The organism is Citrobacter sp. CFNIH10, assembly GCF_002934585.1.
Classification (GTDB): Bacteria; Pseudomonadota; Gammaproteobacteria; order Enterobacterales; family Enterobacteriaceae; genus Citrobacter_A; species Citrobacter_A amalonaticus.
In genome coordinates this window covers 42,534-66,923 of record NZ_CP026216.1, presented here as the reverse complement: position 1 = coordinate 66,923, position 24,390 = coordinate 42,534, and the positions used below count along the sequence as shown (strand labels likewise).

The 24,390-nt window shown below is 53.0% G+C and carries 21 protein-coding genes and 2 pseudogenes; 10 read left to right on the top strand and 13 right to left on the bottom strand.

Annotation, left to right across the window (positions count from 1 at the left end):
• The first annotated feature begins 541 nt into the window (after positions 1 to 541).
• Positions 542 to 2,050 (top strand): group II intron reverse transcriptase/maturase, encoded by a 1,509-nt coding sequence (ltrA, locus tag C2U53_RS03590; protein WP_001189111.1) that lies wholly within the window; start codon positions 542 to 544, stop codon positions 2,048 to 2,050.
• A gap of 80 nt (positions 2,051 to 2,130) precedes the next feature.
• Positions 2,131 to 2,318 (top strand): annotated as a pseudogene (locus C2U53_RS30255) (DDE-type integrase/transposase/recombinase); the annotation flags it as partial.
• Between the two features lie 279 nt (positions 2,319 to 2,597).
• Here C2U53_RS30255 and C2U53_RS03585 read toward each other — a convergent pair.
• On the bottom strand, positions 2,598 to 5,606 hold the full coding sequence (locus tag C2U53_RS03585) for a Tn3 family transposase (RefSeq protein WP_004098837.1): 3,009 nt from the start codon (positions 5,604 to 5,606) through the stop codon (positions 2,598 to 2,600).
• A 163-nt stretch (positions 5,607 to 5,769) separates the two neighbouring features.
• Here C2U53_RS03585 and C2U53_RS03580 point away from each other — a divergent pair, with 163 nt between their 5' ends.
• Positions 5,770 to 6,336, top strand: a complete 567-nt coding sequence (locus C2U53_RS03580) for a recombinase family protein (protein ID WP_004098835.1) — start codon at positions 5,770 to 5,772, stop codon at positions 6,334 to 6,336.
• A 27-nt stretch (positions 6,337 to 6,363) separates the two neighbouring features.
• Positions 6,364 to 7,071: a hypothetical protein gene (locus C2U53_RS03575; RefSeq protein ID WP_001258875.1), complete on the top strand. Its 708-nt coding sequence runs from the start codon at positions 6,364 to 6,366 to the stop codon at positions 7,069 to 7,071.
• A 40-nt stretch (positions 7,072 to 7,111) separates the two neighbouring features.
• On the opposite strand, the gene C2U53_RS03570 is transcribed toward C2U53_RS03575, so the two are convergent.
• On the bottom strand, positions 7,112 to 7,726 hold the full coding sequence (locus C2U53_RS03570; RefSeq protein ID WP_000160641.1) for a TIR domain-containing protein: 615 nt from the start codon (positions 7,724 to 7,726) through the stop codon (positions 7,112 to 7,114).
• Positions 7,727 to 7,894: 168 nt separating this feature from the next.
• Between C2U53_RS03570 and C2U53_RS03565 the strand changes: the two genes are divergently transcribed.
• A complete protein-coding gene (locus C2U53_RS03565) occupies positions 7,895 to 8,662 on the top strand; it encodes a DUF1883 domain-containing protein (protein WP_001159650.1) in 768 nt (255 codons plus the stop codon).
• Between the two features lie 120 nt (positions 8,663 to 8,782).
• Positions 8,783 to 8,998, top strand: a pseudogene (locus C2U53_RS03560) (sigma factor-like helix-turn-helix DNA-binding protein); the annotation flags it as partial.
• Positions 8,999 to 9,117: 119 nt separating this feature from the next.
• Here the strand turns inward: C2U53_RS03560 and C2U53_RS03555 are convergent.
• Positions 9,118 to 9,525, bottom strand: coding sequence for a MarR family winged helix-turn-helix transcriptional regulator (locus C2U53_RS03555; protein ID WP_042999545.1), 408 nt, complete (start codon positions 9,523 to 9,525; stop codon positions 9,118 to 9,120).
• A gap of 171 nt (positions 9,526 to 9,696) precedes the next feature.
• On the opposite strand from C2U53_RS03555, the gene C2U53_RS03550 reads away from it, so the two are divergent.
• From C2U53_RS03550 to C2U53_RS03540, 3 genes are read left to right on the top strand one after another with little or no spacing between them, the layout of a single operon-like run.
• On the top strand, positions 9,697 to 10,290 hold the full coding sequence (locus tag C2U53_RS03550; protein ID WP_042999546.1) for a non-oxidative hydroxyarylic acid decarboxylases subunit B: 594 nt from the start codon (positions 9,697 to 9,699) through the stop codon (positions 10,288 to 10,290).
• Positions 10,290 to 11,717, top strand: a complete 1,428-nt coding sequence (locus tag C2U53_RS03545) for a non-oxidative hydroxyarylic acid decarboxylases subunit C (RefSeq protein ID WP_042999547.1) — start codon at positions 10,290 to 10,292, stop codon at positions 11,715 to 11,717. Before C2U53_RS03550 ends, C2U53_RS03545 begins: the two co-directional genes overlap by 1 nt.
• Positions 11,718 to 11,727: 10 nt before the next feature.
• Entirely contained in the window at positions 11,728 to 11,964 is a 237-nt protein-coding gene (locus tag C2U53_RS03540; protein WP_042999548.1) for a non-oxidative hydroxyarylic acid decarboxylases subunit D, read from the top strand.
• 93 nt (positions 11,965 to 12,057) lie between these two features.
• Here the strand turns inward: C2U53_RS03540 and mutS are convergent, their stop codons facing one another.
• The 5 genes from mutS to C2U53_RS03515 form a co-directional block, all read right to left on the bottom strand.
• Complete coding sequence (mutS, locus tag C2U53_RS03535) at positions 12,058 to 14,619, bottom strand: DNA mismatch repair protein MutS (protein ID WP_104445640.1); 2,562 nt, start codon at positions 14,617 to 14,619, stop codon at positions 12,058 to 12,060.
• Positions 14,620 to 14,766: 147 nt separating this feature from the next.
• A complete protein-coding gene (gene sitD, locus C2U53_RS03530; RefSeq protein ID WP_042999576.1) occupies positions 14,767 to 15,615 on the bottom strand; it encodes an iron/manganese ABC transporter permease subunit SitD in 849 nt (282 codons plus the stop codon).
• Positions 15,606 to 16,463, bottom strand: coding sequence for an iron/manganese ABC transporter permease subunit SitC (gene sitC, locus C2U53_RS03525; RefSeq protein ID WP_042999577.1), 858 nt, complete (start codon positions 16,461 to 16,463; stop codon positions 15,606 to 15,608). Before sitC ends, sitD begins: the two co-directional genes overlap by 10 nt.
• The gene (gene sitB / locus C2U53_RS03520; protein ID WP_042999578.1) at positions 16,460 to 17,281 is read right to left on the bottom strand and encodes an iron/manganese ABC transporter ATP-binding protein SitB; all 822 of its coding nucleotides are present in this window, start codon (positions 17,279 to 17,281) and stop codon (positions 16,460 to 16,462) included. Before sitB ends, sitC begins: the two co-directional genes overlap by 4 nt.
• Positions 17,278 to 18,195, bottom strand: a complete 918-nt coding sequence (locus C2U53_RS03515; RefSeq protein WP_042999579.1) for a metal ABC transporter substrate-binding protein — start codon at positions 18,193 to 18,195, stop codon at positions 17,278 to 17,280. The genes sitB and C2U53_RS03515 overlap by 4 nt, the downstream gene beginning before the upstream one ends.
• Positions 18,196 to 18,399: 204 nt before the next feature.
• On the opposite strand from C2U53_RS03515, the gene C2U53_RS03510 reads away from it, so the two are divergent.
• On the top strand, positions 18,400 to 18,744 hold the full coding sequence (locus tag C2U53_RS03510) for a nitrous oxide-stimulated promoter family protein (protein ID WP_042999580.1): 345 nt from the start codon (positions 18,400 to 18,402) through the stop codon (positions 18,742 to 18,744).
• Positions 18,745 to 18,821: 77 nt separating this feature from the next.
• Here the strand turns inward: C2U53_RS03510 and flhA are convergent, their stop codons facing one another.
• From flhA to hypB, 5 genes are all read right to left on the bottom strand, one after another.
• Complete coding sequence (gene flhA, locus C2U53_RS03505) at positions 18,822 to 20,900, bottom strand: formate hydrogenlyase transcriptional activator FlhA (protein WP_044255048.1); 2,079 nt, start codon at positions 20,898 to 20,900, stop codon at positions 18,822 to 18,824.
• A gap of 225 nt (positions 20,901 to 21,125) precedes the next feature.
• Positions 21,126 to 22,136, bottom strand: coding sequence for a hydrogenase maturation carbamoyl dehydratase HypE (hypE, locus tag C2U53_RS03500; protein WP_104445639.1), 1,011 nt, complete (start codon positions 22,134 to 22,136; stop codon positions 21,126 to 21,128).
• Positions 22,133 to 23,254 carry a hydrogenase formation protein HypD gene (gene hypD, locus C2U53_RS03495; protein ID WP_044266644.1) on the bottom strand — a complete coding sequence of 374 codons (1,122 nt, stop codon included), beginning with the start codon at positions 23,252 to 23,254 and terminating at the stop codon, positions 22,133 to 22,135. The genes hypE and hypD overlap by 4 nt, the downstream gene beginning before the upstream one ends.
• Positions 23,254 to 23,526: a hydrogenase 3 maturation protein HypC gene (gene hypC / locus C2U53_RS03490; RefSeq protein ID WP_042999584.1), complete on the bottom strand. Its 273-nt coding sequence runs from the start codon at positions 23,524 to 23,526 to the stop codon at positions 23,254 to 23,256. The genes hypD and hypC overlap by 1 nt, the downstream gene beginning before the upstream one ends.
• Positions 23,517 to 24,389: a hydrogenase nickel incorporation protein HypB gene (hypB, locus tag C2U53_RS03485; RefSeq protein ID WP_042999585.1), complete on the bottom strand. Its 873-nt coding sequence runs from the start codon at positions 24,387 to 24,389 to the stop codon at positions 23,517 to 23,519. The genes hypC and hypB overlap by 10 nt, the downstream gene beginning before the upstream one ends.
• Position 24,390 lies beyond the last annotated feature (1 nt).

Here is a 24,390-nt window from a genome sequence, read left to right as displayed (position 1 = left end):
AGTGACCTGCGGCATGCCCGCAGGGTGATGTAACCCGCTGACAACGGGGATTGAGGCGAGATCACTAAGCCGAGATGATCCTCAAGGTTAAGTACTGAAAGGCTGAAGAACATGAACCCGTTAATCCGCCTCTGTGGGTTGAAAACGTCACCACGGCCTACGTGATCTGACAGGCCGTGCAGGAGGAACTGGCAGTGATACGTAAGCACTGCCGGTCGAAGGTGTTTTGACATGTATGCGAAACACCGGGGCAGCAGCGTCTATCACGCTTGCGTTGCTGACTTCTGCCAACTTGCGGCAAGCAAGGATAAAGAGTGCGACGGGCAGCCTCCTCAGTATGCCTGAGTCCAGGCAGGTAAACCGGGGAAGGTCAGCGACGGATGTTAAGGGGGCATGGCTCCGATGACGCGCTGGCTGGCGGAGCTTCCGTAGTAGTCCGCGATGGGGAAAGCCCATTACATGGCGAAGGGAAGCAGTTTGAATGTGTTTGCGACGTGAATTAACTGACCTAACGAGGTGAAGACCTTTGATAATCAGCGAAATGCAACGCAAGCTTGCCACATGGGCAGCCACCGATCCGTCCCTACGGATTCAACGGCTGCTGCGTCTGATAACACAACCAGAATGGCTGGCTGAAGCGGCGCGGATCACGCTTTCATCAAAGGGGGCGCATACCCCCGGCGTTGATGGCGTGAACAAAACAATGCTACAGGCCAGACTGGCTGTTGAGCTGCAAATCCTCAGGGATGAATTACTCTCAGGCCACTACCAGCCCTTGCCCGCCAGACGGGTTTACATCCCTAAAAGCAACGGCAAACTGCGACCACTGGGTATCCCCGCGTTGCGGGATCGTATTGTTCAGCGGGCCATGCTGATGGCGATGGAGCCGATATGGGAGAGTGATTTTCATACGCTCTCATATGGCTTCCGGCCTGAGCGCAGTGTCCACCACGCGATCCGCACGGTGAAATTACAGCTCACAGACTGCGGTGAAACCCGGGGACGCTGGGTGATTGAAGGCGACCTGTCCAGTTACTTCGACACCGTACATCATCGACTGCTGATGAAGGCTGTACGCCGCAGGATCAGTGACGCACGTTTCATGACTCTGCTGTGGAAAACCATCAAGGCGGGACATATCGATGTCGGTCTCTTTCGGGCGGCCAGTGAAGGTGTGCCACAGGGCGGTGTTATATCGCCGCTATTATCGAACATCATGCTGAATGAGTTCGATCAATACCTGCATGAGCGCTACCTGAGCGGGAAAGCCAGAAAAGATCGGTGGTACTGGAATAACAGTATCCAACGGGGCCGAAGTACGGCGGTCAGAGAAAACTGGCAGTGGAAACCCGCGGTGGCGTACTGCCGCTATGCCGATGATTTTGTCCTCATCGTCAAAGGCACCAAAGCACAGGCGGAAGCCATCAGGGAGGAGTGTCGGGGTGTGCTCGAAGGCAGTCTGAAACTCAGGCTGAACATGGATAAGACTAAAATCACCCATGTTAATGACGGCTTTATCTTTCTGGGGCACAGGATCATTCGCAAACGCAGTCGTTATGGCGAGATGCGAGTGGTCTCAACGATCCCGCAGGAGAAAGCCAGAAACTTCGCCGCATCGCTGACAGCACTGTTATCAGGCAACTACAGTGAAAGCAAAGTCGATATGGCTGAACAACTCAACCGAAAACTGAAAGGCTGGGCCATGTTCTATCAGTTCGTTGATTTTAAGGCCAAAGTCTTCAGTTATATCGACCGTGTCGTGTTCTGGAAGCTGGCTCACTGGCTGGCCCGCAAATACCGTACAGGTATCGCTTCCCTGATGAGGTGGTGGTGTAAATCACCGAAACCGGGTCAGAGCAAAACGTGGGTTTTATTTGGTAAAACCAATCACGGCAAGCTCAGCGGCGAAATACTGTACCGGTTGGTGGGGCAAGGCAAGAAGCTGTTCCGCTGGCGGCTACCCGAAGGTAATCCCTATCTGAGGACGGAGACCAGAAACACGTATACATCGCGCTTTACAGAAGTGGCAATGGCGTTCGCCAGCATTTAAATGGAGAGCCGGATGCGCTGAAAGGTGCACGTCCGGTTCGGGGAGGAGAGGCAGGGAAATAGTCCGACTACGCCCTGCCTCTTACTCTACTCTGGACAGGCAAGCGTTGGGCTTACCTTGCTGTTGTTCTCGATCTGTTCGCAAGGAAACCTGAGGGTTGGGCAATGTCATTCTCACCGGACAGCAAGCTGACATCAAAGCGCTGGAAATTGCGTGGGAAGCTTGCGGTAAACCCGCCGGAGTGATGTTCCACAGTGACAGTAATAATGCCGGTGTCAGTCTTTACCACCACTCAGTTTGCCGTTTAACCCGATTGGTGTGATTACTGATGCAGTGAAGACCTTTCCGCATCACATCACTACAAATATTGATTTTTGATTGTTGGATTCGCACCAGATTTCACCTCTGTAGGGTATTCAAAAATGCTCAGTTATTACTGATGCCTAAACTGCAGCGTTGCGGGCAGGTAGCGTTGTAGCGTTTCGGGCGTATCGCCCTCGATCAATTGGCTTATGGGGTTTGAGGGCCAATGGAACGAAAACGTACGCTAAGAAGGTAATTCATTGTTTAAATTAAAATTTAATTCTCTCAGTTCCCCCTTCAAAATATCCTCCGGTAGCGTGAACGTATAATGCCCCAGCATATTGATATGCCCGTGCATCAGTGGGGATAACCGGACGATATCTTCACCCCCGGTTTCTTCTCCATTCCTGCGCATCCAGCTCAGGGCTTCCTGCATATAAAGTGTGTTCCACAGTACCACTGCGTTAGTGACGAGGCCCAGTGCACCCAGTTGATCTTCCTGACCTTCACGATAGCGCTTTCTGATCTCACCGCGCTGCCCGTAGCAGATCGCCCTCGCCACAGCATGGCGGCCTTCTCCCCGGTTTAGCTGCGTCAGGATCCGCCGACGATAATCTTCATCATCAATATAATTTAGAAGGTACAGCGTCTTGTTGACGCGCCCCACTTCCATGATCGCCTGTGCCAACCCTGATGGGCGCGAGCTTTTCAGCAAAGAGCGAATGAGTTCTGAAGCATGAATGGTACCCAGTTTCAGCGAACCGGCGGCTCGCATCATCTCATCCCACTGATACTCGGCTTTCGACAGATCGGCACAACCACGAGCCAGTTCGTCTAGTGCACCGTAATTTGCCGATTTATCCACCCGCCAGAATACTGCTTCACCGGCATCGGCAAGCCGAGGAGAAAACTGGTATCCCAGCAGCCAGAAGAGGCCAAAAATAATGTCGCTGGTACCGGCTGTGTCTGTCATGATCTCAACCGGATTCAGCCCTGTCTGCTGCTCCAGAAGGCCTTCCAGCACAAAAATGGAATCACGTAATGTGCCGGGAACAACGATGCCGTGGAATCCAGAATACTGATCAGAGACGAAGTTGTACCAGGTGATGCCACGTCCGGAACCAAAATATTTTCTGTTAGGTCCTGAATTGACGGTTTTCACCGGCGTGACAAAGCGCATGCCGTCAGCTGAAGCCACTTCGCCGCCACCCCAGCGGCCAGCAAGCTCCAGTGTGGACTGAAAATCAACCAGGCGGACATTGGCGCTGACCAGCGTTTCTGCCCGGAGGTAATTCTGTTTCACCCAACTGAGCCGGTGGCGCGTCAGCGCCGGTATATTGTGCTTTATCAGCGGTTCCAGCCCGATATTGCAAGCCTCAGCCATCAGGACCGCGCACAGGCTGATGTGCAGATCCTGCGCCCGGGCCCCGGATTCACTGACATGCGTAAACTCACGTGTAAAGCCCGTTCTGGCATCTATCTCAAGCAACAGTTCCGTCAAATCTACCGGCGGGAGTAGCTGCCTTACCCGACTGTTGAGACGATGCAACGATGGTGGCTCCTCCAGTTTCTCCAGGCTGCTGATAGTCAGGGAAGGATATTTACCGTCATGGCAGATATTAACCTCCGCATTTCCTTCAAAGCGAGATGCGACGGCTTTCCAGGTTTTATCCAGTTGGACCGCCAGCTGTTGCACGCCTTTATGTCCATCAGTGGGATGTCCCAGCGCCCGACAGATGGGGACCCGCTGAACCTGCCATTCTTCCCCCTGCAACAGCTTCTCGCGGGGATTTCCCCAGCGATCGCTGTTTTCGAGCCAGATGTCCCGTCGGCGTAGTGCATCCTGAAGGCGCTCCAGCAGACAAAGCGAGTAACCGGCACGCTGTATCCGGCCCTCCGCATCGTATACCAGGCGTTTCCAGGGGCCGGTAATAATATGTTCAGGCGCATCGTCCAGGATGCGCTTTTTCGAGCCGTTCAGTTCGGTCAGATAATGAATGGCGGACAGCGTATGTTCTCCGGCTGGCGCTGCCTGGAAATGCAGGTCGCGCAATACCGCCGGAAGAAAACGCTTTACCCGCCCGTACTGTTCCACCATTTCGTCATGGAAATTGTTGTTCTGAGGCCGGGCCAGCTCATTTACCTTGCTGACGGATTCTGCCAGCCTACTTTTCGGTATGCTGCTGAATATGGTCTCCCTCAGTTCAGCATCGTCAGCCTGCTCAGCTAGCAACAATGAACATGCCTGCGCCAGCAGTAGCGCAGCACGGTCAAGATCTTTCAGCGTCCTGAGCCGTTTTTTCTGCCCCGTTTTCTTCGCCGCACGAGTGATATCCAGTATAAGCATATCGAGCACATCAACGGCTTCATCCAGCGCCGCAGTCTCCTGTGCTTTAACGAATGCGGTGAGTACGGCCAGCTTTCTCTGCTGTGGCATTCGCGCGATATATTTTACCGACGCCATGCCTGCGTAACGGGCCAGATTACGTAGTTGTATAGCGGGCAGACCGGTAAAACTCAGTCGGGAAAACTCCAGGTTTCGCAGCCGGATATACCGCTCCAGCGCTTCGGTAAATGCCGGACCGCTGACGGTGACAGGTCCCTTTTTCAGTTGCTCCAGCGGTGAAATTCGCTGCCCCTCAGGAATGTCCAGCAGCTCAGTCACGCGGGCGGTCTGCCAGCTGTCCGGCAACGCGGCCAGTTTCTTCCAAAGTTGCTGATTTGCCCGTTCACGTATTTCACTGACGAGACGTACAAGTGTGGTTGCTCCGGGCAGCAGGACCTTATTCTGAAGCAACCAGGCGGTGGCAAAATCAAACATCAGGCCGGGTCGCTCATTACTGAGCCATGCACGGGTGTATAGCAGGCGCTTCAGGCGGAAAGACCAGGGGAAATCGCCAAATTCATGGTAACCGTAATATTCCTTAATCAGCGCAGTATGCTCTCTGAGGGTGGTATCCCGTTCTGCGTAGCGGGAAAGGACTTCCGGACGGCGGATATTAAGCTGCACCGCGACAAATTGCTGAACACCCGGCAGAACCCGGGTTAAATCTGTCAGAAAGGTGCCCAGAAAACGGGCGGTGGTGAGCTGAAGCGCAATTCCCAGCCGGTTATGCCTTCCCCGTCGCTGGTTAATGAAGGCAAGATCTCGCTCATCAAGATGAAAATAGCGCGCCAGCTGCACGTCATTGGGTTCTGCAACATAGCGACCATAATTCAGTTCCTGCTCAGTGGTCAGAAAATCGACGGGCATATAGGCCTTCCTGCCTGACGGTTATATATTAACAATTTCGCAACCGTCCGAAATGTTATAATTTATAAGACAGCATAAAACGGCAGGCATGGACTGTCTATTAAATCGTATTTTTGCCATAATAGACACAAGGTGTCTGATATTCGATTTAAGGTACATTTTTATGCGACTTTTTGGTTACGCACGGGTCTCAACCAGTCAGCAGTCCCTAGATATTCAAATTAGAGCACTTAAGAACGCGGGGGTAAAAGCCAACCGTATTTTTACGGACAAGGCATCGGGAAGTTCAGCTGCCAGGGAAGGACTTGAGCTGTTGCGCATGAAGGTGGAAGATGGAGATGTCATTCTGGTGAAGAAGCTAGACCGTCTTGGTCGTGACACTGCCGATATGATTCAACTAATAAAAGAATTCGATGCCTTGGGTGTGGCAGTCCGATTCATTGATGATGGGATCAGTACCGATGGAGAAATGGGGAAGATGATCGTCACAATTCTATCAGCAGTGGCACAAGCAGAACGTACTCGCATCTTTGAACGAACAAATGAAGGAAGAATTGAGGCCAAGTCTAAAGGAATTAAATTTGGCAGAAAACGGAAAATAGACAGGAATAAAATAAAATTTATGCATGATAAAGGAACTGGAGCAACTGAAATAGCTAAGCATATGGGTATTGCGCGTTCAACCGTATATAAAATTATCAATTCAGAACGTTCACCAATCAATGATTGATTATCTTACAACTGACAAGGTGGAATTGTGAGAACATTTGTTATAATTTGGACGATAGCTTTCATTGCGGTAATTGCTGTAATGTGTACAGTGGATCTTTCATTATATGTACCTTCAATTTACACCGTATTTAATAAAAACAAACCTTTAGTAACTGGTATTATATATATACTACTAATATCTATTTTTATATGGCTAATTGTAGCGTTATATCTTTTAAAAAAATACTCATTTAAAGTAGAGAAATTAAGTTTAGGCGGCGTTAATGTTCTGTTCAATGAAAGTGGTACGTTATATCGCAAAAGTATAAAAAATCATCTGGATTCAAAAAGAGCTATCTTTAAGTTGAAGAAAAATGTGGACGCATTCGATGAAGTTATCTCATCATATTATCAGACATATCAATTTATTAGAGATGAAATGAAACTATTGAATCCAAAAAAAGACAATGAGTTATATAATATTAGCAATGATATGTTAATGGTGTTAAATAAATTTTTAACTAAAAATCAAAATAATTATAAAAGATGGTATAAATATATATCAGATAAGGATGAAGTTATTGATGTTATAACTAATACACCATTAAAAGTTCACCTGACGCCTATAAATAAAATACAAAAGCAATACTATAACTACAGTAAAATATGTAACGATTTTAAAGTAGTAAATGATTTTTTCACATCACGGGTTCAACAAACATTTAACGTGAACACCACCAAATGGGATTGGTAACAAGTAAAGGGGAGTATCATACTCCCCTTTACTGTTTCTGCTAGCCATTACGCATTCTCATTGGGGTAGAAAAAACGTATTCGCACTTATCTTTATCTTGATATGTTAACTCAATCATTTTTCTAAGGTTTTCTGGGTTATTGTGTATCTGATCCCAGTTGACTATTGATATATATGACTTTTCACTCATCAAGTTATCGATAACTCTTTCAGGCATATATGGATATATTTCTTTATATGTTGTTCTGTCGTTGATTGTTATCCACTCGGTTATATTAGGATGAAATTCATTTTTTTCATTTTCACCATGACTGGCTCTAATGTTGTTTGTCCCTGTTGAAGGAAGATTTATAATAAAAATACCTGATTTGCCGTTTCTGGGACTATCCCTCATGGATGAATATAATTCCCAATCAACATGCTTTCTATTTTTAGTCTCAGTCCCAACGAGTAAAATAAGAGCGGATGTATCACGTAAATATTCATCCCTTATTATTTCTCTGATCTTTTGAGGTTCTTCTTCTTCATCAATGTCACCAAGTGATACCGAGCGATTCACAAAAATATCAAAAACATCATTCATTTTTTCAAGTTCGTTTTTGTACCATTGGTCATTAGCATGGTGGTAACTGATGAAAACTTTGTGCTTGGTCACGCTTTTTCCTCATTTATTCTCTGGTTTACGGATTTTACATCTTCATCCATACCGAGTAAAAGTCTTATAATTTATTTTTTCACACTAAGAGATACTCTCAACCACTGGATACAGTATAATCAGGAAGTGGCTACATTCTTCCAATTCAAATGAAGAGAGCAGACTTACATGCAATTCATCCATAATGATCTTGGTCAAAGAAAAAGAGGGGAGATTGTTGAAATCACCCTTACCAGTGGTGCAAATGTTAGACTAATGGATAGTTCTAACTTCAGTAGTTATAAGAATGGCCGACGACATTCCTACATTGGTGGGTTAGCAAAGCGCTCCCCCATAAGGTTACAGATCCCTTCATCAGGCCATTGGCATATTGCTGTAGATATGCAGGGATTAAGGGGGAGTACCAGGGCTTCTGTTCGCGTTCTTCCAGGGGTTCTTCCTGAAATTCAGGATAGGCCGTTAAGCGAAGTTCCTAGTCTGGTAAGAGATAACAGACCACCGTCAACAGCACAGAGCAACGAGATACATGACGTATTTATTTCGCATGCCTCAGAGGATAAAGATGATTTTGTTCGCTCTCTGGCAAACTCATTAATCAGTCACGGCCTTAATGTATGGTATGACGAAATGACGTTAAGAATTGGTGACAGCCTGAGACAAAAAATAGACAAAGGTTTAGCAAACAGTCGTGTTGGGTTAGTAGTTTTGTCTCCGGCGTTTATAAGCAAAGGTTGGACAAATTATGAACTTGATGGAATCGTCACTCGTGCTATTTCTGGTGAGCAAATATTGCTTCCCATATGGCATAATATTACAAAACAAGAAGTTGTCGATTTTAGTCCATCATTAGCAGACAAAGTTGCTCGTAGTACTGCAACTCATACAATCGATGAAATTGCTCATGAGATAGCCGAGCTACTGCATTCTCGTGGTTAATGTTTATCGAAATTCAAATAGCAAAACAAAAGGATCAATCAGCGATCCTTTTTTTATTTTTATGAATATCAATAAATTACATTCTTAACGTACGTTTTCGTTCCATTGGCCTTCAAACCCCTCAAATGGCTGTTCGAACTGAACGCCAAACAGCGTGAAGTGCTGGCACGTCGTTTTGGTCTGCTGGGTTATGAAGCTGCAACACTGGAAGATGTGGGCCGCGAAATCGGTCTGACTCGTGAACGTGTTCGTCAGATTCAGGTTGAAGGCCTTCGCCGTCTGCGTGAAATTCTGCAGACTCAAGGGCTGAATATCGAAGCGCTCTTCCGCGAGTAAGCACCGTTCTAACAAGAAAGGCCAGCCTCTTTGAGGCTGGCCTTCTTCTTTCTGGCTGACTACGCTGTGTTTTTGCTGGTGAAGGCAGACGGGAGCATTTTCATGCTTACTCAGGTTTGTTAATCAGGCATCATTTTCTTGATTAGCAGGGCGAATTGCGCGCGTTCCTCGTCATTCAACCGTCCCAGAAATTCCTCATCCACCCGATTTCCCAACGGCATGCTTACCTTCAGCAAGGCTTCTCCTTCAGGGGTCAGATAAACGAAGCGGCGACGTTTATCCAGCGGATCGTTTTCACGCCTCACCAGCCCACGTTTTTCCATTCGGCTTAGCATTTCTGCCAGCGTCGCTTTGGTACTGACGGCGGCCTCCATCAGATTAACCTGTTCAATGCCGGGACGTTCCGCAATGGCACGCATCACCGCGTACTGTGGTTTAGTCAGATCCGGCAACGCATGCTGCCAACGCGCCGTATGTTGTTGGAACAGCTGGCGTAACAGGTGAAACGCTTTATTCCGTAACTCCATGAAAACTCCAGGCTAAAAATCATGTCTCCTATCATAACGGGTAACACCGCGTTTTTTAACGAGGAAATCTTAAGCAATACGTGCGGAAAAAAACGGGCGCTATTGTCGTCGCTGTTTTACAGGGGTAATTTATATTAAATGTTCGTATACGAACAATTTGTGGAGTGATGAATGAGACTGATTGTGGGGATGACTGGGGCAACGGGAGCGCCGCTGGGTGTAGCACTGTTGCAGGCGCTGCGGAAGATGCCGGATGTGGAAACGCATCTGGTGATGTCGAAATGGGCCAAAACCACCATTGAACTGGAAACGCCATACCGTGCGCGCGACGTTGCCGGACTGGCCGATTTTTGCCACAGCCCGGCGGATCAGGCGGCGACCATCTCGTCAGGTTCGTTTCGTACCGACGGCATGATCGTTATTCCTTGCAGCATGAAAACCCTGGCTGGAATACGCGCAGGCTACGCCGACGGTCTGGTGGGACGCGCTGCCGACGTGGTGCTGAAAGAAGGGCGCAAGTTGGTGCTGGTGCCGCGTGAAATGCCGCTCAGTACGGTGCATCTCGAAAACATGCTCGCGCTTTCACACATGGGCGTGGCGATGGTGCCGCCCATGCCTGCTTTCTATAACCATCCACAGTCCGTTGATGATATTACGCAACACATCGTGGCCCGCGTACTGGACCAGTTTGCGCTGGAGCACCCGCATGCGCGTCGCTGGCAGGGATTAGCGCAGGCACAGAATTTTTCACAGGAGAATGAATAATGGCATTTGATGATTTGCGCAGCTTTTTGCAGGCGCTCGACGACCAGGGACAATTGCTGAAAATCAGTGAAGAGGTGAATGCGGAGCCGGATCTGGCCGCGGCTGCCAACGCCACTGGCCGTATTGGCGACGGCGCACCGGCGCTATGGTTCGATAATATTCGTGGTTTTACCGACGCGCGTGTGGCGATGAATACCATCGGCTCCTGGCAAAATCATGCCATTTCATTGGGCTTACCGCCGAATACGCCAGTGAAAAAGCAGATAGATGAGTTTATTCGTCGCTGGGATAAGTTCCCGGTCACCCCGGAACGCCGCGCGAATCCGGCATGGGCGGAAAACAGTGTCGATGGCGAAGCGATTAACCTGTTCGATATTCTGCCGCTGTTTCGCCTGAACGACGGCGATGGCGGATTTTACCTGGATAAAGCCTGCGTAGTCTCCCGCGATCCGCTCGACCCGGACAACTTCGGCAAGCAGAACGTCGGTATCTACCGAATGGAAGTGAAGGGCAAGCGTAAGCTGGGCCTGCAACCGGTACCGATGCATGATATCGCGCTGCATCTGCATAAGGCGGAAGAGCGCGGCGAGGATCTGCCGATCGCTATCACCCTGGGTAACGATCCGATCATCACGCTGATGGGGGCGACACCGCTGAAGTACGATCAGTCCGAATATGAAATGGCGGGGGCGCTACGCGAAAGCCCGTATCCCATCGCCACCGCCCCGTTGACCGGGTTTGATGTGCCGTGGGGATCGGAGGTGATCCTGGAAGGGGTGATTGAAAGCCGCAAACGTGAAATTGAAGGGCCGTTTGGCGAGTTTACCGGCCACTATTCCGGTGGTCGCAATATGACGGTTGTGCGTATTGATAAGGTGTCGTATCGCAGTAAACCGATTTTTGAATCCCTTTATCTCGGTATGCCGTGGACAGAAATAGACTATTTGATGGGGCCGGCCACCTGCGTTCCGCTGTATCAGCAACTAAAAGCGGAGTTCCCGGAAGTGCAGGCGGTTAACGCCATGTATACCCACGGCCTGCTGGCGATTATCTCGACCAAAAAACGCTACGGTGGTTTTGCGCGAGCGGTGGGATTGCGTGCGATGACCACGCCACACGGGCTGGGTTACGTGAAGATGGTAATTATGGTGGATGAAGATGTCGATCCGTTCAACCTGCCGCAGGTGATGTGGGCGCTGTCGTCGAAAGTCAACCCGGCGGGGGATCTGGTTCAGCTACCGAATATGTCAGTACTGGAACTGGATCCGGGCTCAAGTCCGGCGGGGATCACCGATAAGCTGATTATCGACGCCACCACGCCCGTTGCGCCGGATAACCGTGGTCACTATAGCCAGCCGGTGTGCGATCTCCCGGAAACCAAAGCCTGGGCTGAAAAGCTGACTGCCATGCTGGCCAACCGTAAATAAGGAGCCTCAGATGATTTGCCCACGTTGTGCTGATGAACATATTGAAGTGATGGCGACCTCGCCAGTGAAAGGCGTCTGGACGGTGTATCAGTGCCAACATTGCCTGTACACCTGGCGTGATACGGAGCCGCTACGTCGTACCAGCCGCGAACACTACCCGCAGGCGTTTCGTATGACGCAGAAAGATATCGATGAGGCGCCGATGGTACCCACTATTCCGCCGCTGCTGACAGAAGATAAGCGCTGACGGAGTGCCGGATGGCGGCTGAGGCCTTATCCGACCTGGGAAAAGTACCGTTAATATGTGGCCCGATACGCAAAGCGGCATCGGGCCTTTTTCTTACACCAGACTCTTCAGCCGATAGATCCACTCCAGCGCCTGACGGGGCGTTAGCGAATCCGGGTCGAGATTTTCCAGTGCTTCAACGGCAGGAGAGGTCTCTTCGGGAACGGACAGCAGCGACATCTGGGTGCCATCCACCTGTGTTGCCGCCGCGTTGGGTGAAATGCTCTCCAGTTCGCGCAGTTTCTGTCGCGCACGTTTGATCACCTCTTTCGGAACGCCCGCCAGCGCTGCGACCGCCAGGCCGTAGCTCTTACTGGCCGCACCGTCCTGCACGCTATGCATAAAGGCAATGGTATCGCCGTGCTCTAACGCGTCGAGATGGACGTTGGCTACGCCTTCCATTTTTTCCGGCAACTGTGTCAGCTCGAAGTAGTGCGTCGCGAACAGCGTCAGCGCTTTGATCTTATTCGCCAGATTTTCCGCACATGCCCACGCCAGCGACAGGCCATCGTAAGTGGATGTCCCGCGGCCAATCTCATCCATTAGCACCAGGCTGTTCTCAGTGGCGTTGTGCAGAATGTTGGCCGTTTCGGTCATCTCTACCATGAAGGTGGAGCGCCCGGAGGCCAGATCGTCCGCCGCGCCTACACGGGTAAAGATACGATCGACAGGACCAATCTCCACCTTCTGCGCCGGTACGTAGCTACCGATATAGGCCAGCAGGGCAATCAGCGCGGTCTGGCGCATGTAGGTACTTTTACCGCCCATGTTTGGTCCGGTAATGATCAGCATTCTGCGCTGTGGTGAGAGGTCGAGCGGGTTGGCGATAAACGGCTCATTCAGGACCTGCTCCACCACCGGATGGCGGCCCTCGGTAATACGAATACCTGGCTTATCGCTGAAGGTTGGGCAGGTGTAGTTCAGCGTGTACGCGCGTTCGGCCAGATTCACCAGTACATCGAGTTCCGCCAGCGCACTGGCGCTCTGTTGCAGATCCGCCAGATGCGGTAGCAGTAGGTCGAACAGTTCATCATAGAGCTGTTTTTCCAGCGCCAGCGCTTTGCCTTTGGAGGTCAGAACTTTATCTTCGTACTCTTTGAGTTCTGGGATGATGTAGCGCTCAGCGTTTTTCAGCGTCTGACGGCGGACGTAGTTAATTGGCGCGAGATGGCTCTGCCCACGGCTAATCTGGATGTAATAGCCGTGCACCGCGTTAAAGCCGACTTTCAGCGTGTCCAGCCCGGTACGCTCGCGCTCACGGATTTCCAGCCTGTCGAGATAGTCGGTCGCACCGTCTGCCAGGGCACGCCACTCATCAAGCTCTTCGTTGTAGCCTGGCGCAATAACACCACCGTCACGAACGAGAACCGGGGGAGCGTCAACGACCGCTCGTTCCAGCAGTTCCCGCAGTTCGGCGAATTCGCCCATTTTCTCACGCAGCATTTGTACAGGGGCGCTGTCCACCGATTCCAGTTGCGCACGCAGTTCCGGCAGTTGCTGGAAAGCGTGGCGCATGCGAGCGAGATCGCGCGGACGCGCGGTGCGCAGTGCCAGACGCGCAAGAATACGTTCCAGATCGCCCACCTGGCGAAGCACGGGCTGCAGTTCGCTGGTTGCATCCTGTAATGAACCAATGGTTTGCTGACGTTCTGTCAGGATTTTCGTATCACGTACCGGCATATGCAGCCAGCGTTTGAGCATACGGCTGCCCATCGGCGTCACGGTGCAGTCGAGCACGGCGGCCAGCGTGTTCTCCATGCCCCCAGCCAGATTCTGGGTGATCTCCAGATTGCGGCGCGTCGCGGCATCCATGATGATGCTGTCCTGCTGCCGCTCCATGGTGATAGAGCGAATATGCGGCAGGGAAGTGCGTTGGGTATCCTTGACGTACTGCAACAGGCAGCCAGCGGCGCAAAGTCCGCGCGGCGCGTTTTCAACGCCAAAGCCAATCAGATCGCGGGTACCAAACTGCAAATTCAACTGCTGACGTGCAGTATCAATTTCAAATTCCCACAGCGGGCGACGACGTAATCCTCGACGATCTTCAATCAGAGCCATCTCCGCGAAATCTTCGGCGTAGAGCAGTTCCGCCGGGTTGGTCCGTTGCAGTTCGGCGGCCATTGTTTCGCGATCGGCGGGTTCGCTCAGACGAAAACGCCCGGAGCTGATGTCCAGCGTAGCATAACCGTAGCCTTTACTGTCCTGCCAGATGGCGGCGAGCAAATTGTCCTGGCGCTCCTGTAGCAGGGCTTCATCACTGATGGTGCCCGGCGTGACAATACGCACGACTTTACGCTCAACCGGCCCTTTACTGGTGGCCGGGTCGCCAATTTGCTCGCAAATGGCGACGGATTCACCCTGATTGACCAGCTTGGCGAGGTAGTTTTCGACCGCATGATGGGGAATACCCGCCATCGGGATGGGCTCGCCCGCAGACGCACCGCGCTTCGTCAGCGAAATGTCGAGCAACTGCGACGCCCGTTTTGCATCGTCGTAAAAGAGTTCGTAAAAGTCGCCCATGCGATAGAAAAGCAGGATCTCCGGGTGTTGGGCCTTCAGCTTGAGATACTGCTGCATCATTGGGGTGTGGGCGTCGAGATTATCGATTGTACTCATGGAGTTGTGTCCAGTCCCTGAATGTAAATGGGTTGCGATACTTTTAGTTTTCGTTGTTATCACATAAGGGACACATGATAGCGGAGATACGCATTTCAGGGAAAGTCAGGATCGCCGACTTCTCGATCCTTCTTCCGTTTCAGAATTTTACACCGATTGTTGTTGTCGCAATTCCGAATGTCGGTCGCGTAATGCGGCAAAAACAAACGCCGCGATAAAGAGAATGGTGAACAGCACGACGATCGTGGGAGCGGGTGCGCTGTCGAGGAAGAATGACAGATACACACCTAAAAATGAGGTAACCACCGACAGACCCGTTGCCAGCAACAGCGCATGAGCAAACCGGCGGGTGAGTAAAATGGCAATCGCGCCTGGGGCGATCAGCAGGGAGATTGACAAAATGATCCCCACCGATTTCAGCGTCGCCACAATGGTCAGCGCAATCATGCACAGCAGTCCGTAATGCAGCAAAGTCGTGTTAAGGCCGCAGGCTTTCGCCTGATGCGGATCGAAGGCGTGCAGCAGCAAATCTTTCCACTTGAATGCAATGATCAGGGCGATACCCAGTACAATGAAGGCCGTTTGCCCAATATCGCTCAGCGAAATCCCTAGCATGTCGCCGAACAGAATATGATCGAGGTGAACCTCTGACTGGATAGAGACATAGAGTACCAGTCCGGCGCCAAACATCCCGGAGAAGACGATCCCCATGATGGTGTCGCGTTTGATGCGGCTGTTGTCATCAAGATATCCGGTCGCGACTGCGCAGAATAGGCCCGCAATAAACGCGCCGATAGCCAGTGGAATACCGACGATATAAGCCAGCACAATTCCCGGAAAAACCGCATGACTCATGGCATCGCCCATGAGCGCCCAGCCTTTGAGCACCAGAAATACCGACAGTAACGCACAGGGAATCGCCACAAGAGCGGAGACGGCCAGCGCGTTGACCATAAAGTCGAACTGAAAGGGTTCCAGCAGAGTGCTCAGAAACATGATGACTCCTTACGTCGTGCGCGACGGCGGTTTGCCAGCAGGCCGTGTTTGGGGGCAAAAACGAACGCCAGCAGGAATAATACGGTTTGTAGCACCACAATGATCCCGCCGGTCGCCCCGTCCAGCCAGTAGCTGAGCCAGGCGCCGAAAAAACTGGTCACACTGCCGATCGCAACGGCGATCATAAGAAGGCGTGGAAAGCGGTCAGTCAGCAGCCAGGCGGTGGCACCGGGCGTCACGACCAGGCAGATCACCAGAAATGCCCCCACGGTTTGCAGCGCGGCGACGGTGGACACCGATAACAGAGTGAAAAACAGCAGCTTCAGACGGGCCGGGTGCAGGCCAATGGAGCGGGCGTGGTTTTCATCGAAAAAAGTGACCATCAGATCCTTCCACTTCAGCAGCAGGATGAGCAGGGAAACCGTGCCGATAATCGCCAGTTGCACAATGTCTTCCGGCGCGATGGCCAGTACGTTGCCGAGAATGATGGTCTGAATATTCACCGACATCGGGTTGAGCGACACCATAAACAGCCCGATGCCAAAGAATGACGAGAAGATCAGGCCAATAATGGCATCTTCTTTAAGCCGTGAGCGCTGGTTCAGAAAAAGCATACTGCCTGCTGCCAGGCCACCGGAGAGAAAGGCACCGAGAGAGAAGGGCAAGCCGAGCATGTAGGCACCGGCAACGCCTGGCACGATGGAGTGCGACAGCGCATCGCCAATCAACGACCAGCCTTTAAGCATTAAATAGCAGGAGAGAAAGGCGCACAGTCCGCCAACCATCGCCGATACCCACATCGCGTTGAGCATGTACTGATAACCAAAGGGTTCTGTCAGCCAGTTCATGATGACTCTCCGCAGCCTGCCGCTCGTCGGGAGATAAACGGGCGTTCGTCGTCGGTAATGATGTGTTCTTCGCCGCCGCTGAGCGCGACGTGACGCAGGACGCCGCTGAACGCCAGTTCAAGGTTGTCGGCGGTAAAAGTGGTTTCGGTCGGGCCGCTCGCCAGCACGGTGCCTTTGATCATCACCGTATAATCACAGAATTCGGTGACTGACCCGAGATTGTGGGTGGAGACCAGCATCGTGCGCCCCTCATCGCGCAACTCGCGTAGCAGCGCAATAATGCGCGCTTCGGTTTTGACATCGACGCCGGTAAAAGGCTCATCCAGCAGAATGACCTGGCCATCCTGGGCAATGGCCCTGGCGAGGAAGACGCGTTTTTTCTGCCCGCCAGAAAGCTCGCCAATCTGCCGGTGGCGGTATTCCAGCATATCCACCCGCGCCAGCGCAGCGTCAACACTGGCATGATCCTGAGCCTTCGGACGACGTAGCCAGCCCATATGTCCGTAGCGGCCCATCATCACGACGTCTTCCACCAGCACCGGAAATGACCAGTCAACCTCTTCGGACTGTGGGACGTAGGCAATCAGATTCTGCTTCAGCGCGTGATTCACCGGCTGTTGCAGGATGGAAATGTCGCCGTCGGCCAGGCGGACAAAACCCATCAGTGCTTTGAACAACGTTGATTTTCCCGACCCGTTGACTCCTACCAGCGCGGCAATCGAACCGCCCGGTACCTGAAAGGTGGCATCGCGTAGTGCGGTATGACCATTGCGATACGTCACCGTCACCTGATTCACGGTAATCGCAGATTGACTCATTTCTGACTCCTCAAACCGTCATTGATACCACTGACGATGGTCTCGGTGGTAACGCGTAGCAGATCGAGATAGGTGGGAACGGGGCCATCGGCGGCGCTCAGGGAATCGACATACAGCACGCCGCCGTAATGTGCGCCGGATTCCCGCGCGACCTGACGGGCCGGTTTATCTGATACGGTGCTTTCGCTGAATACGGTGGGGATCTGATGCGCTCTGATCGCATCGATCACTTTACGTACCTGTTTGGGCGTTCCCTGCTGATCGGCGTTGATCGGCCAGAGATACAGCTCTTGCAGATCGTTATCGCGGGCAAGATAAGAGAACGCTCCTTCGCTGGTGACCAGCCAGCGTTTATCGGCAGGGATTTTTGCCAGCGCGGCATGGAGAGGGGCCAGCGTCTGGTGAATTTGCGCTTTATAACGTTCGGCATTTTTCTGGTAAATCGCGGCGTTATCCGGATCGTATTTCGTCAGCGCGTCGCGAATATTGTCGACGTAGATCATCGCGTTTTCCGCCGACATCCAGGCGTGAGGGTTGGGTTTCCCGTTATACGGTCCTTCGCTGATGCCCATGGGTTTCACCCCGTCAGAAACCGTCACTTCCGGCACACCCGACAAATTCTGGTAGAAGCGGGCAAACCACAGCTCCAGATTCAGACCGTTAGAGAGGATCAATTGCGCCCCCTGCGCTCGCTTAATGTCGCCCGGAGTGGGTTGATACTCATGAATTTCCGCGCCGGGTTTGGTGATCGAACTGACGTTGGCCGCCTCACCCGCCACGTTTTGCGCCATGTCCGCAATGATCGTGAAGGTGGTAACGACATTGAGCTTCTCTTTGGCATAAGCCGGTGACAGCATGCAGATGGCCAGTACAGCCGCCAGCAGAGACGAGGTCAGACGGGAGAGGTGCGACATAGTATCCCTCATAAAAAAAGTGGTTAATTATTCATCGAATATAGCCTTTGCTATGTTATATAGCACAAGGCATGTATAAAGATAGTGTTAAATGAAAATAATTCTTATTTGAGGTGTGGGTGGGGGAGTGTCACCTTTGGGTGATAGTGTTGCGAGAATTTAAGTTGTAGAATAAATACACCTTAATGTAGTGGAGGGCGCATCATGTCCGGCAAGCGCATTGCTCGCGAAAAACTGACGATTAAAAAAATGATCGCGCTGTACGAGAGCCAGTGTCCGCAGGCATCTGATGAGCCGGAACACTACGACGCGCTGTTTGCCTATGCGCAAAAACGTCTGGATAAGTGCGTCTTTGGCGAGGATAAACCGGCCTGTAAACAGTGTCCCGTACACTGTTATCAACCAGCGAAGCGTGAAGAGATGAAGCAGATTATGCGCTGGGCGGGGCCGAGAATGCTCTGGCGTCATCCCATCCTGACCGTTCGTCATCTCATCGACGATAAACGTCCCGTGCCGGAACTGCCGGAAAAATACTCGCGTAAGAAGTGAAGCGAAATGCCGGATGGCGGCTTCGCCTTAATCCGGCCTACGGATAATTGCCCACCCGACATCCAGCAACGCGTGCCTCAAACCAGCGCGTCTTTATCAATGCCTAAACGCTTCATGCGTGAAAGCAGCGTGGTGCGCTTAAGACCCAGTCGCTGAGCTGCGCCTTTCGGGCCTGCAACCACACCATTGGTCTCTTTCAGCACCCGCAGGATGAGCTGATACTCGTCTTCCCCTTCCTGGGCGACTTCGGTCGCGACGGGCGGTTCGCCAGGTGAGAGCATGCCGATATCCGGCAGCGAGAGTTGCAGCACGCTTCCTCGCGTCAGCAGAACGGCACGTTCCACCACGTTCTCCAGTTCGCGCACATTACCCGGCCACTCCATATTGCTGAGGATGCGCAGGGTTTCCGCCGGGATACTGTCGATGTTACGCCCCAGGCGGCGAGCGATTTTAAAGGTGAATGCTTTCACCAGCAGGGGGATATCTTCCGGGCGTTCGCGCAGCGGCGGAAGTCGGATCGGAAAAACGTTGAGGCGGTAGTAGAGATCGCTACGAAACTCGCGATCCTCGACCATTTTTTTCAGGTCACGGTTGGTGGCGGCGATCAGGCGCACGTCGGTCTGGATCAGCTTATTGCTGCCCAGACGCTCAAATTCCTGTTCCTGTAAGACGCGTAAAAGCTTAGGCTGTAATTCCAGCGGCATGTCGCCCACTTCATCCAGGAACAAAGAACTTTTATCCGCCAGCTCAAAGCGGCCAATGCGCTGCGCACTGGCACCGGTGAAGGCGCCGCGTTCGTGACCGAACAGGTCACTTTCCAGCAGGCCAGCGGGCATGGCGGCGCAGTTCATCTTCACCATCCGGCGTGCGTTACGCCCACTCAGATTGTGGATTGCGCGGGCAATCAGCTCTTTCCCGGTGCCGGTTTCACCGAGGATCAGCACAGTGCTGTCGCTCTGGGCCACCATCTCGACCTGCTTGAGCACGCTGTACATCGCATCGCTGCGCCCGATGATTTCACCAAACTCGCTGTCGACATTGTTGAGCTGTTCGGTAAGCGCCAGGTTTTCATCCACCAGCCGCTCTTTCAGCCGATGGATTTCCTGATAGGCGAGGGCGTTGTCCACGGCGATGGCGACGCGCCCGGCAATCTGGCGCAGCAGGTTCAGGTTGGCGGTGGTAAACACTTTTTCTTCACACTGCGCCAGCTTGAGTACGCCGAGCATGGTGTTGCCCGACATCAGCGGTAGCAGGCACAGCGTCTGAATCTGGTTGCCCCACGTATCGAACAGCATGCGTTCATAGGGGGCCAGCGCGTCCCGTTCGTTCAGGTTTATCAGCAGCATCTCTTTGCTTTTAAACACCCGTTCCGTCAGAGTGCCAGCTTCATCGACTTCGCTTTGTTCGTGTGCGGGATGATTTTCATCGAGGTAGTGAGTGGAGTAAATGCTGAGCTTATTTTTACGGTGGCTACGCAGGACAATGCTGATGTCGTCGATGTTGAAATAGTGATGGATCTCTTTGGCGACTTCACTTACCAGCTCATCCATGTCGAGCCGGGAGAGTACGGCGTTAGTGATGGCGACCAGAATACGAAAGTTGTCGCGTTCGCGGCACAAGAGATCGTAATCGACGTTGTTCGTGACCCTGCACTGAATTTGCTCTGCCACCACGCCGACAATCTGGGTGAAGGTTTGCAGACGCTCGTACTCTTTTTCGCTCCAGGGGCGATCGTCGTTGCGGATAAATTCGCAGCCGCCAAAAATGCGGCCATCCGCCGCCAGCGGCAGCAGGCAGTAGTGGCCGAATGGCGGGTAAAGGCCGCCAGCAGCCAGTTGCGGCCAGGTTTCTGAAAACTCGTGATAATTGCAGTGCAGGGCATCGGGGCGAGAGAGAATACGGCGGATCGGGCCGTGGGCCAGCACGGTTTCATCTTCGTAGATGACGGGTTTGCCGTTATCGCGCGTGGCGTACCAGGACGCCCGCTGTGTCTGCGCTTGCCACAACACAATCGCCGCGCTGTCGGCAAGCGCCGAGCGCTTTACCAGTTGCGAAAGCGCCTCGCTTAGCGATTGCAGGTCGGGCTGCTGTAACAATGTGCGAGTGATGTCGAACAATCCTTGCTGCCCGAGATCGCTCATCGGTGTATACGACATATTGCTTTTCCAGGAAAGTACCGCTGCGCGGTGCAAAAAAAGAAATTAAATTATAGATATAGATACTCGACTTCCGCCGGGTGTCGACAAAAAACGCCTTATCCGGCCTACGGTTCGAACAGTTTGTGTGAGTTGAATAACGGCGAAAACGCCTTATTCGACCAACGGTTCAACCGATTGTGTAGGCTGGATAAGGCGACGCCGCCATCCGGCATAATGACGGACTTAACAGATCCGCGGCAGCGGTTCTGCATGCGGTAAATCCAGCGTGCGCTTCACGCCGTAAAGACCGGCCAGACGCACACCTTTACGTTCGACCACTTCGCCAATCAGTGCCGCATCGCGCCCCAACGGATGGGCATGCAACGCCGCCAGCACCTGCCCGGCCGCCTGACGTTCAACGGCAATGACCAGCTTGCCTTCGTTTGCGAAGTTAAGCGCATCCAGACCCAGTAGTTCACATACTCCACGAACGGCAGGTTTCACGGGAAGTGCGGATTCGGACAGCTCAATGCCAAAACCGCAGGCGGCGGCAAACTCATGGGTGACCGCGTTCACGCCGCCACGCGTCGCGTCGCGCAGGGCTTTCACGCCGGGGATATCGCGCAACGACTGAATTAGCGGCGTTAATACCGCGCAGTCGCTGACCAGTTCGCCATCCAGCCCTAACTGTTCACGCAGATTAAGAATAGTGGCGCCGTGATCGCCCAGCGTACCGCTGACCAGCAGCACGTCGCCCGCTGCCAGGGTTTGTGCACCCCAGTGAATATTGGCTGGAATCGCCCCCATGCCTGCGGTGTTGATGAATAATTTGTCCGCTGCGCCACGTTGAACAACTTTTGTATCGCCGGTCACGATCGCGATATTGGCCTCACGCGCGGTGGCGGCCATGCTGTTTACCACGCTTTTCAGCGTCTCCATCGGCAGTCCTTCTTCGAGGATAAAGCCGCAGGAGAGATAGCGTGGAATTGCGCCGCTGACGGCGACGTCATTGGCGGTACCGCAGATCGCCAGCTTGCCGATGTTGCCGCCGGGGAAAAACAGTGGGTCAATGACGTAGCTGTCGGTGGAGAATGCCAGCCGATCGCCTTCAGCGACCAGTTGCGCCAGTTCAAGCCGCGCCTGATCTTCCTGCTCCGCCAGCCACGGGTTAGCGAAGGCTTCCATAAACAGACTGTTAATCAGTTGCTGCATGGCCTGACCGCCGCTACCGTGGGCGAGTTGTACGCTCTTCATGCTTCACACTCCTGCTGACGATACTGATACCAGGCGGCGCATGCGCCTTCTGAAGAGACCATCAGTGCGCCGAAGGCGGTCTCTGGATTACAGGTCTTGCCAAACAACGGGCACTGATGCGGTTTACATTTCCCGGTCAGCACGTCGCCGCAGCGGGCGCGCGGGTCGTCGTAAACCTGCTGAGGTGCCGGTCGGAAATGCGCTTCGGCATCAAAACGCTGATAGTCAGGCGTCAGATGCACGCCGGAGGATTCAATCACCCCCAGGCCGCGCCACTCGCTGTCGCCGGTGACGCAAAATACGTCGGCAATAGCCTGTTGCGCCAACAGGTTGCCGGCGTCTGGCACCACGCGGCGATACTGGTTTTCGACCTGGCTGTGGGCCGCTATTTTCTGCTCAACCAGCATCACGACGCCTTGCAGTAGATCAAGGGGTTCGAATCCAGCGACCACCAGCGGACGATGAAACTCACTGGCAATAAAATGATAGGCGTCGGTACCGATCACCATACTGACGTGACCTGGAGCGAGAAACGCGTCGATGCCGTTATCGGGCTGTTCCAGCAGGCTGCGCAGGGTCGGAATGAGCGTGATGTGCTGACAGAAGAAGTAAAAATTCTGCACGTCGCGCAGTTTTGCCTGTTGCAGGGTAATGGCGGTGGTCGGCATGGTCGTTTCAAAGCCGAGGCCGAAAAACACGACTTTACGCGTTGGGTTTTCCTGCGCCAGTTTGAGCGCATCCATCGGCGAGTAGACGATGCGAATGTCCGCACCGCGCGCTTTCGCCTGCAACAGCGAACCTTGTTTCCCCGGCACGCGCATGGCGTCGCCAAAGGTACAGAAAATCACCTCCGGATGGCTGGCAATTTCAACGCAACTGTCGATACGTCCCATCGGCAGTACGCAGACCGGACAACCCGGGCCGTGGATAAACTCCACGTTATCAGGGAGCAACTGGTCGAGACCAAATTTGAAGATCGCGTGTGTATGGCCGCCGCAAACTTCCATAATGCGCAGCGGACGTTCAGCGGTATACGGCAGATGCGCGGCACGTTCACGCAGGTGTTCAATCAGTTGCATCACCTGTTCCGGCGCGCGGTATTCGTCAACAAAACGCATTATTTTTCCTCGCCATACAGCAAAGCGCCGACGTCCGGCTCAACATCAAACATGTTCTGGAGCGCATCGAGCGTGTCGCGCGCTTCGGCTTCGTTAATCACGCTCATGGCAAAACCGACGTGGACCAGTACCCACTGGCCCAGACGAGGTTCGCCGTGCTCATCACAACTGCCGACCAGCGTCAGATCGACGTCGCGCTGAATGCCGCAAACGTCGACTTTCGCCAGGTTACCTTCGATAGTGCGGATTTGGCCGGGAACGCCTATGCACATCGCTGTGCCTCCAGCCAGTTCAGCCACTGATCCATTCCTTCGCCGCTGGTGGCGGAAATCAGGATGATCTCTATATCCGGATTAACTTCCCGGGCACTGGCAATGCACTTCTCAACGTCGAAATTCAGGTACGGTAGCAGGTCGACTTTGTTGAGCAGCATCAGCGAGGCGGCGGCGAACATATGCGGGTATTTCAGCGGCTTGTCTTCGCCTTCGGTGACAGAAAGCACCGCCACTTTATGGCGTTCGCCGAGATCAAAACTCGCCGGGCAGACGAGGTTGCCGACGTTTTCGATAAACAGAATGCCGTGGTCTTCCAGCGGCAGACGCGGCGCGGCATCGGCAATCATCTGCGCATCGAGGTGACAGCCTTTGCCGGTGTTGACCTGAATGGCCGGAGTGCCCGTGGCGCGAATGCGCGCGGCGTCGTTGACCGTCTGCTGGTCGCCTTCAATGACGGCGCACGGGACGCTGTCTTTCAGCTTCATCAGCGTTTCGGTAAGCAGAGTGGTTTTACCGGATCCTGGGCTGGAGACGAGGTTGAGCACCAACTGTTGGCGCGCGGCGAAGCGGGCGCGGTTGCGCTCGGCCAGACGGTTGTTTTTATCCAGCACGTCGATTTCTACTTCCAGCATACGCCGCTGGCTCATGCCTGGCGCGTGGGTGCCGGCTTCACCGTGACCGTAGTGCAGATCGCCTTCTTCCGTCTGGCTCGGGGTGAATTCGGACGTTTTTATGCCGGTAATATTCAGCGCCGGGCGAGCTGCCGGGGCAAAAGGCGCGCTGCGAAACGCGGAATGAGGGTTATGCTCATCACCCTCTATATAAAGGTTGCCTTCAGCGCAACCGCATGTTGTACACATC

Coding starts and splice junctions, on each gene's coding strand:
- ltrA (WP_001189111.1), top strand. CDS start 542: ATGCAACGCAAGCTTGCCACATGGGCAGCCACCGATCCGTCCCTACGG.
- C2U53_RS03585 (WP_004098837.1), bottom strand. CDS start 5,606: ATGCCCGTCGATTTTCTGACCACTGAGCAGGAACTGAATTATGGTCGC.
- C2U53_RS03580 (WP_004098835.1), top strand. CDS start 5,770: ATGCGACTTTTTGGTTACGCACGGGTCTCAACCAGTCAGCAGTCCCTA.
- C2U53_RS03565 (WP_001159650.1), top strand. CDS start 7,895: ATGCAATTCATCCATAATGATCTTGGTCAAAGAAAAAGAGGGGAGATT.
- C2U53_RS03555 (WP_042999545.1), bottom strand. CDS start 9,525: ATGGAGTTACGGAATAAAGCGTTTCACCTGTTACGCCAGCTGTTCCAA.
- C2U53_RS03550 (WP_042999546.1), top strand. CDS start 9,697: ATGAGACTGATTGTGGGGATGACTGGGGCAACGGGAGCGCCGCTGGGT.
- C2U53_RS03545 (WP_042999547.1), top strand. CDS start 10,290: ATGGCATTTGATGATTTGCGCAGCTTTTTGCAGGCGCTCGACGACCAG.
- C2U53_RS03540 (WP_042999548.1), top strand. CDS start 11,728: ATGATTTGCCCACGTTGTGCTGATGAACATATTGAAGTGATGGCGACC.
- mutS (WP_104445640.1), bottom strand. CDS start 14,619: ATGAGTACAATCGATAATCTCGACGCCCACACCCCAATGATGCAGCAG.
- sitD (WP_042999576.1), bottom strand. CDS start 15,615: ATGTTTCTGAGCACTCTGCTGGAACCCTTTCAGTTCGACTTTATGGTC.
- sitC (WP_042999577.1), bottom strand. CDS start 16,463: ATGAACTGGCTGACAGAACCCTTTGGTTATCAGTACATGCTCAACGCG.
- sitB (WP_042999578.1), bottom strand. CDS start 17,281: ATGAGTCAATCTGCGATTACCGTGAATCAGGTGACGGTGACGTATCGC.
- C2U53_RS03515 (WP_042999579.1), bottom strand. CDS start 18,195: ATGTCGCACCTCTCCCGTCTGACCTCGTCTCTGCTGGCGGCTGTACTG.
- C2U53_RS03510 (WP_042999580.1), top strand. CDS start 18,400: ATGTCCGGCAAGCGCATTGCTCGCGAAAAACTGACGATTAAAAAAATG.
- flhA (WP_044255048.1), bottom strand. CDS start 20,900: ATGTCGTATACACCGATGAGCGATCTCGGGCAGCAAGGATTGTTCGAC.
- hypE (WP_104445639.1), bottom strand. CDS start 22,136: ATGAAGAGCGTACAACTCGCCCACGGTAGCGGCGGTCAGGCCATGCAG.
- hypD (WP_044266644.1), bottom strand. CDS start 23,254: ATGCGTTTTGTTGACGAATACCGCGCGCCGGAACAGGTGATGCAACTG.
- hypC (WP_042999584.1), bottom strand. CDS start 23,526: ATGTGCATAGGCGTTCCCGGCCAAATCCGCACTATCGAAGGTAACCTG.
- hypB (WP_042999585.1), bottom strand. CDS start 24,389: ATGTGTACAACATGCGGTTGCGCTGAAGGCAACCTTTATATAGAGGGT.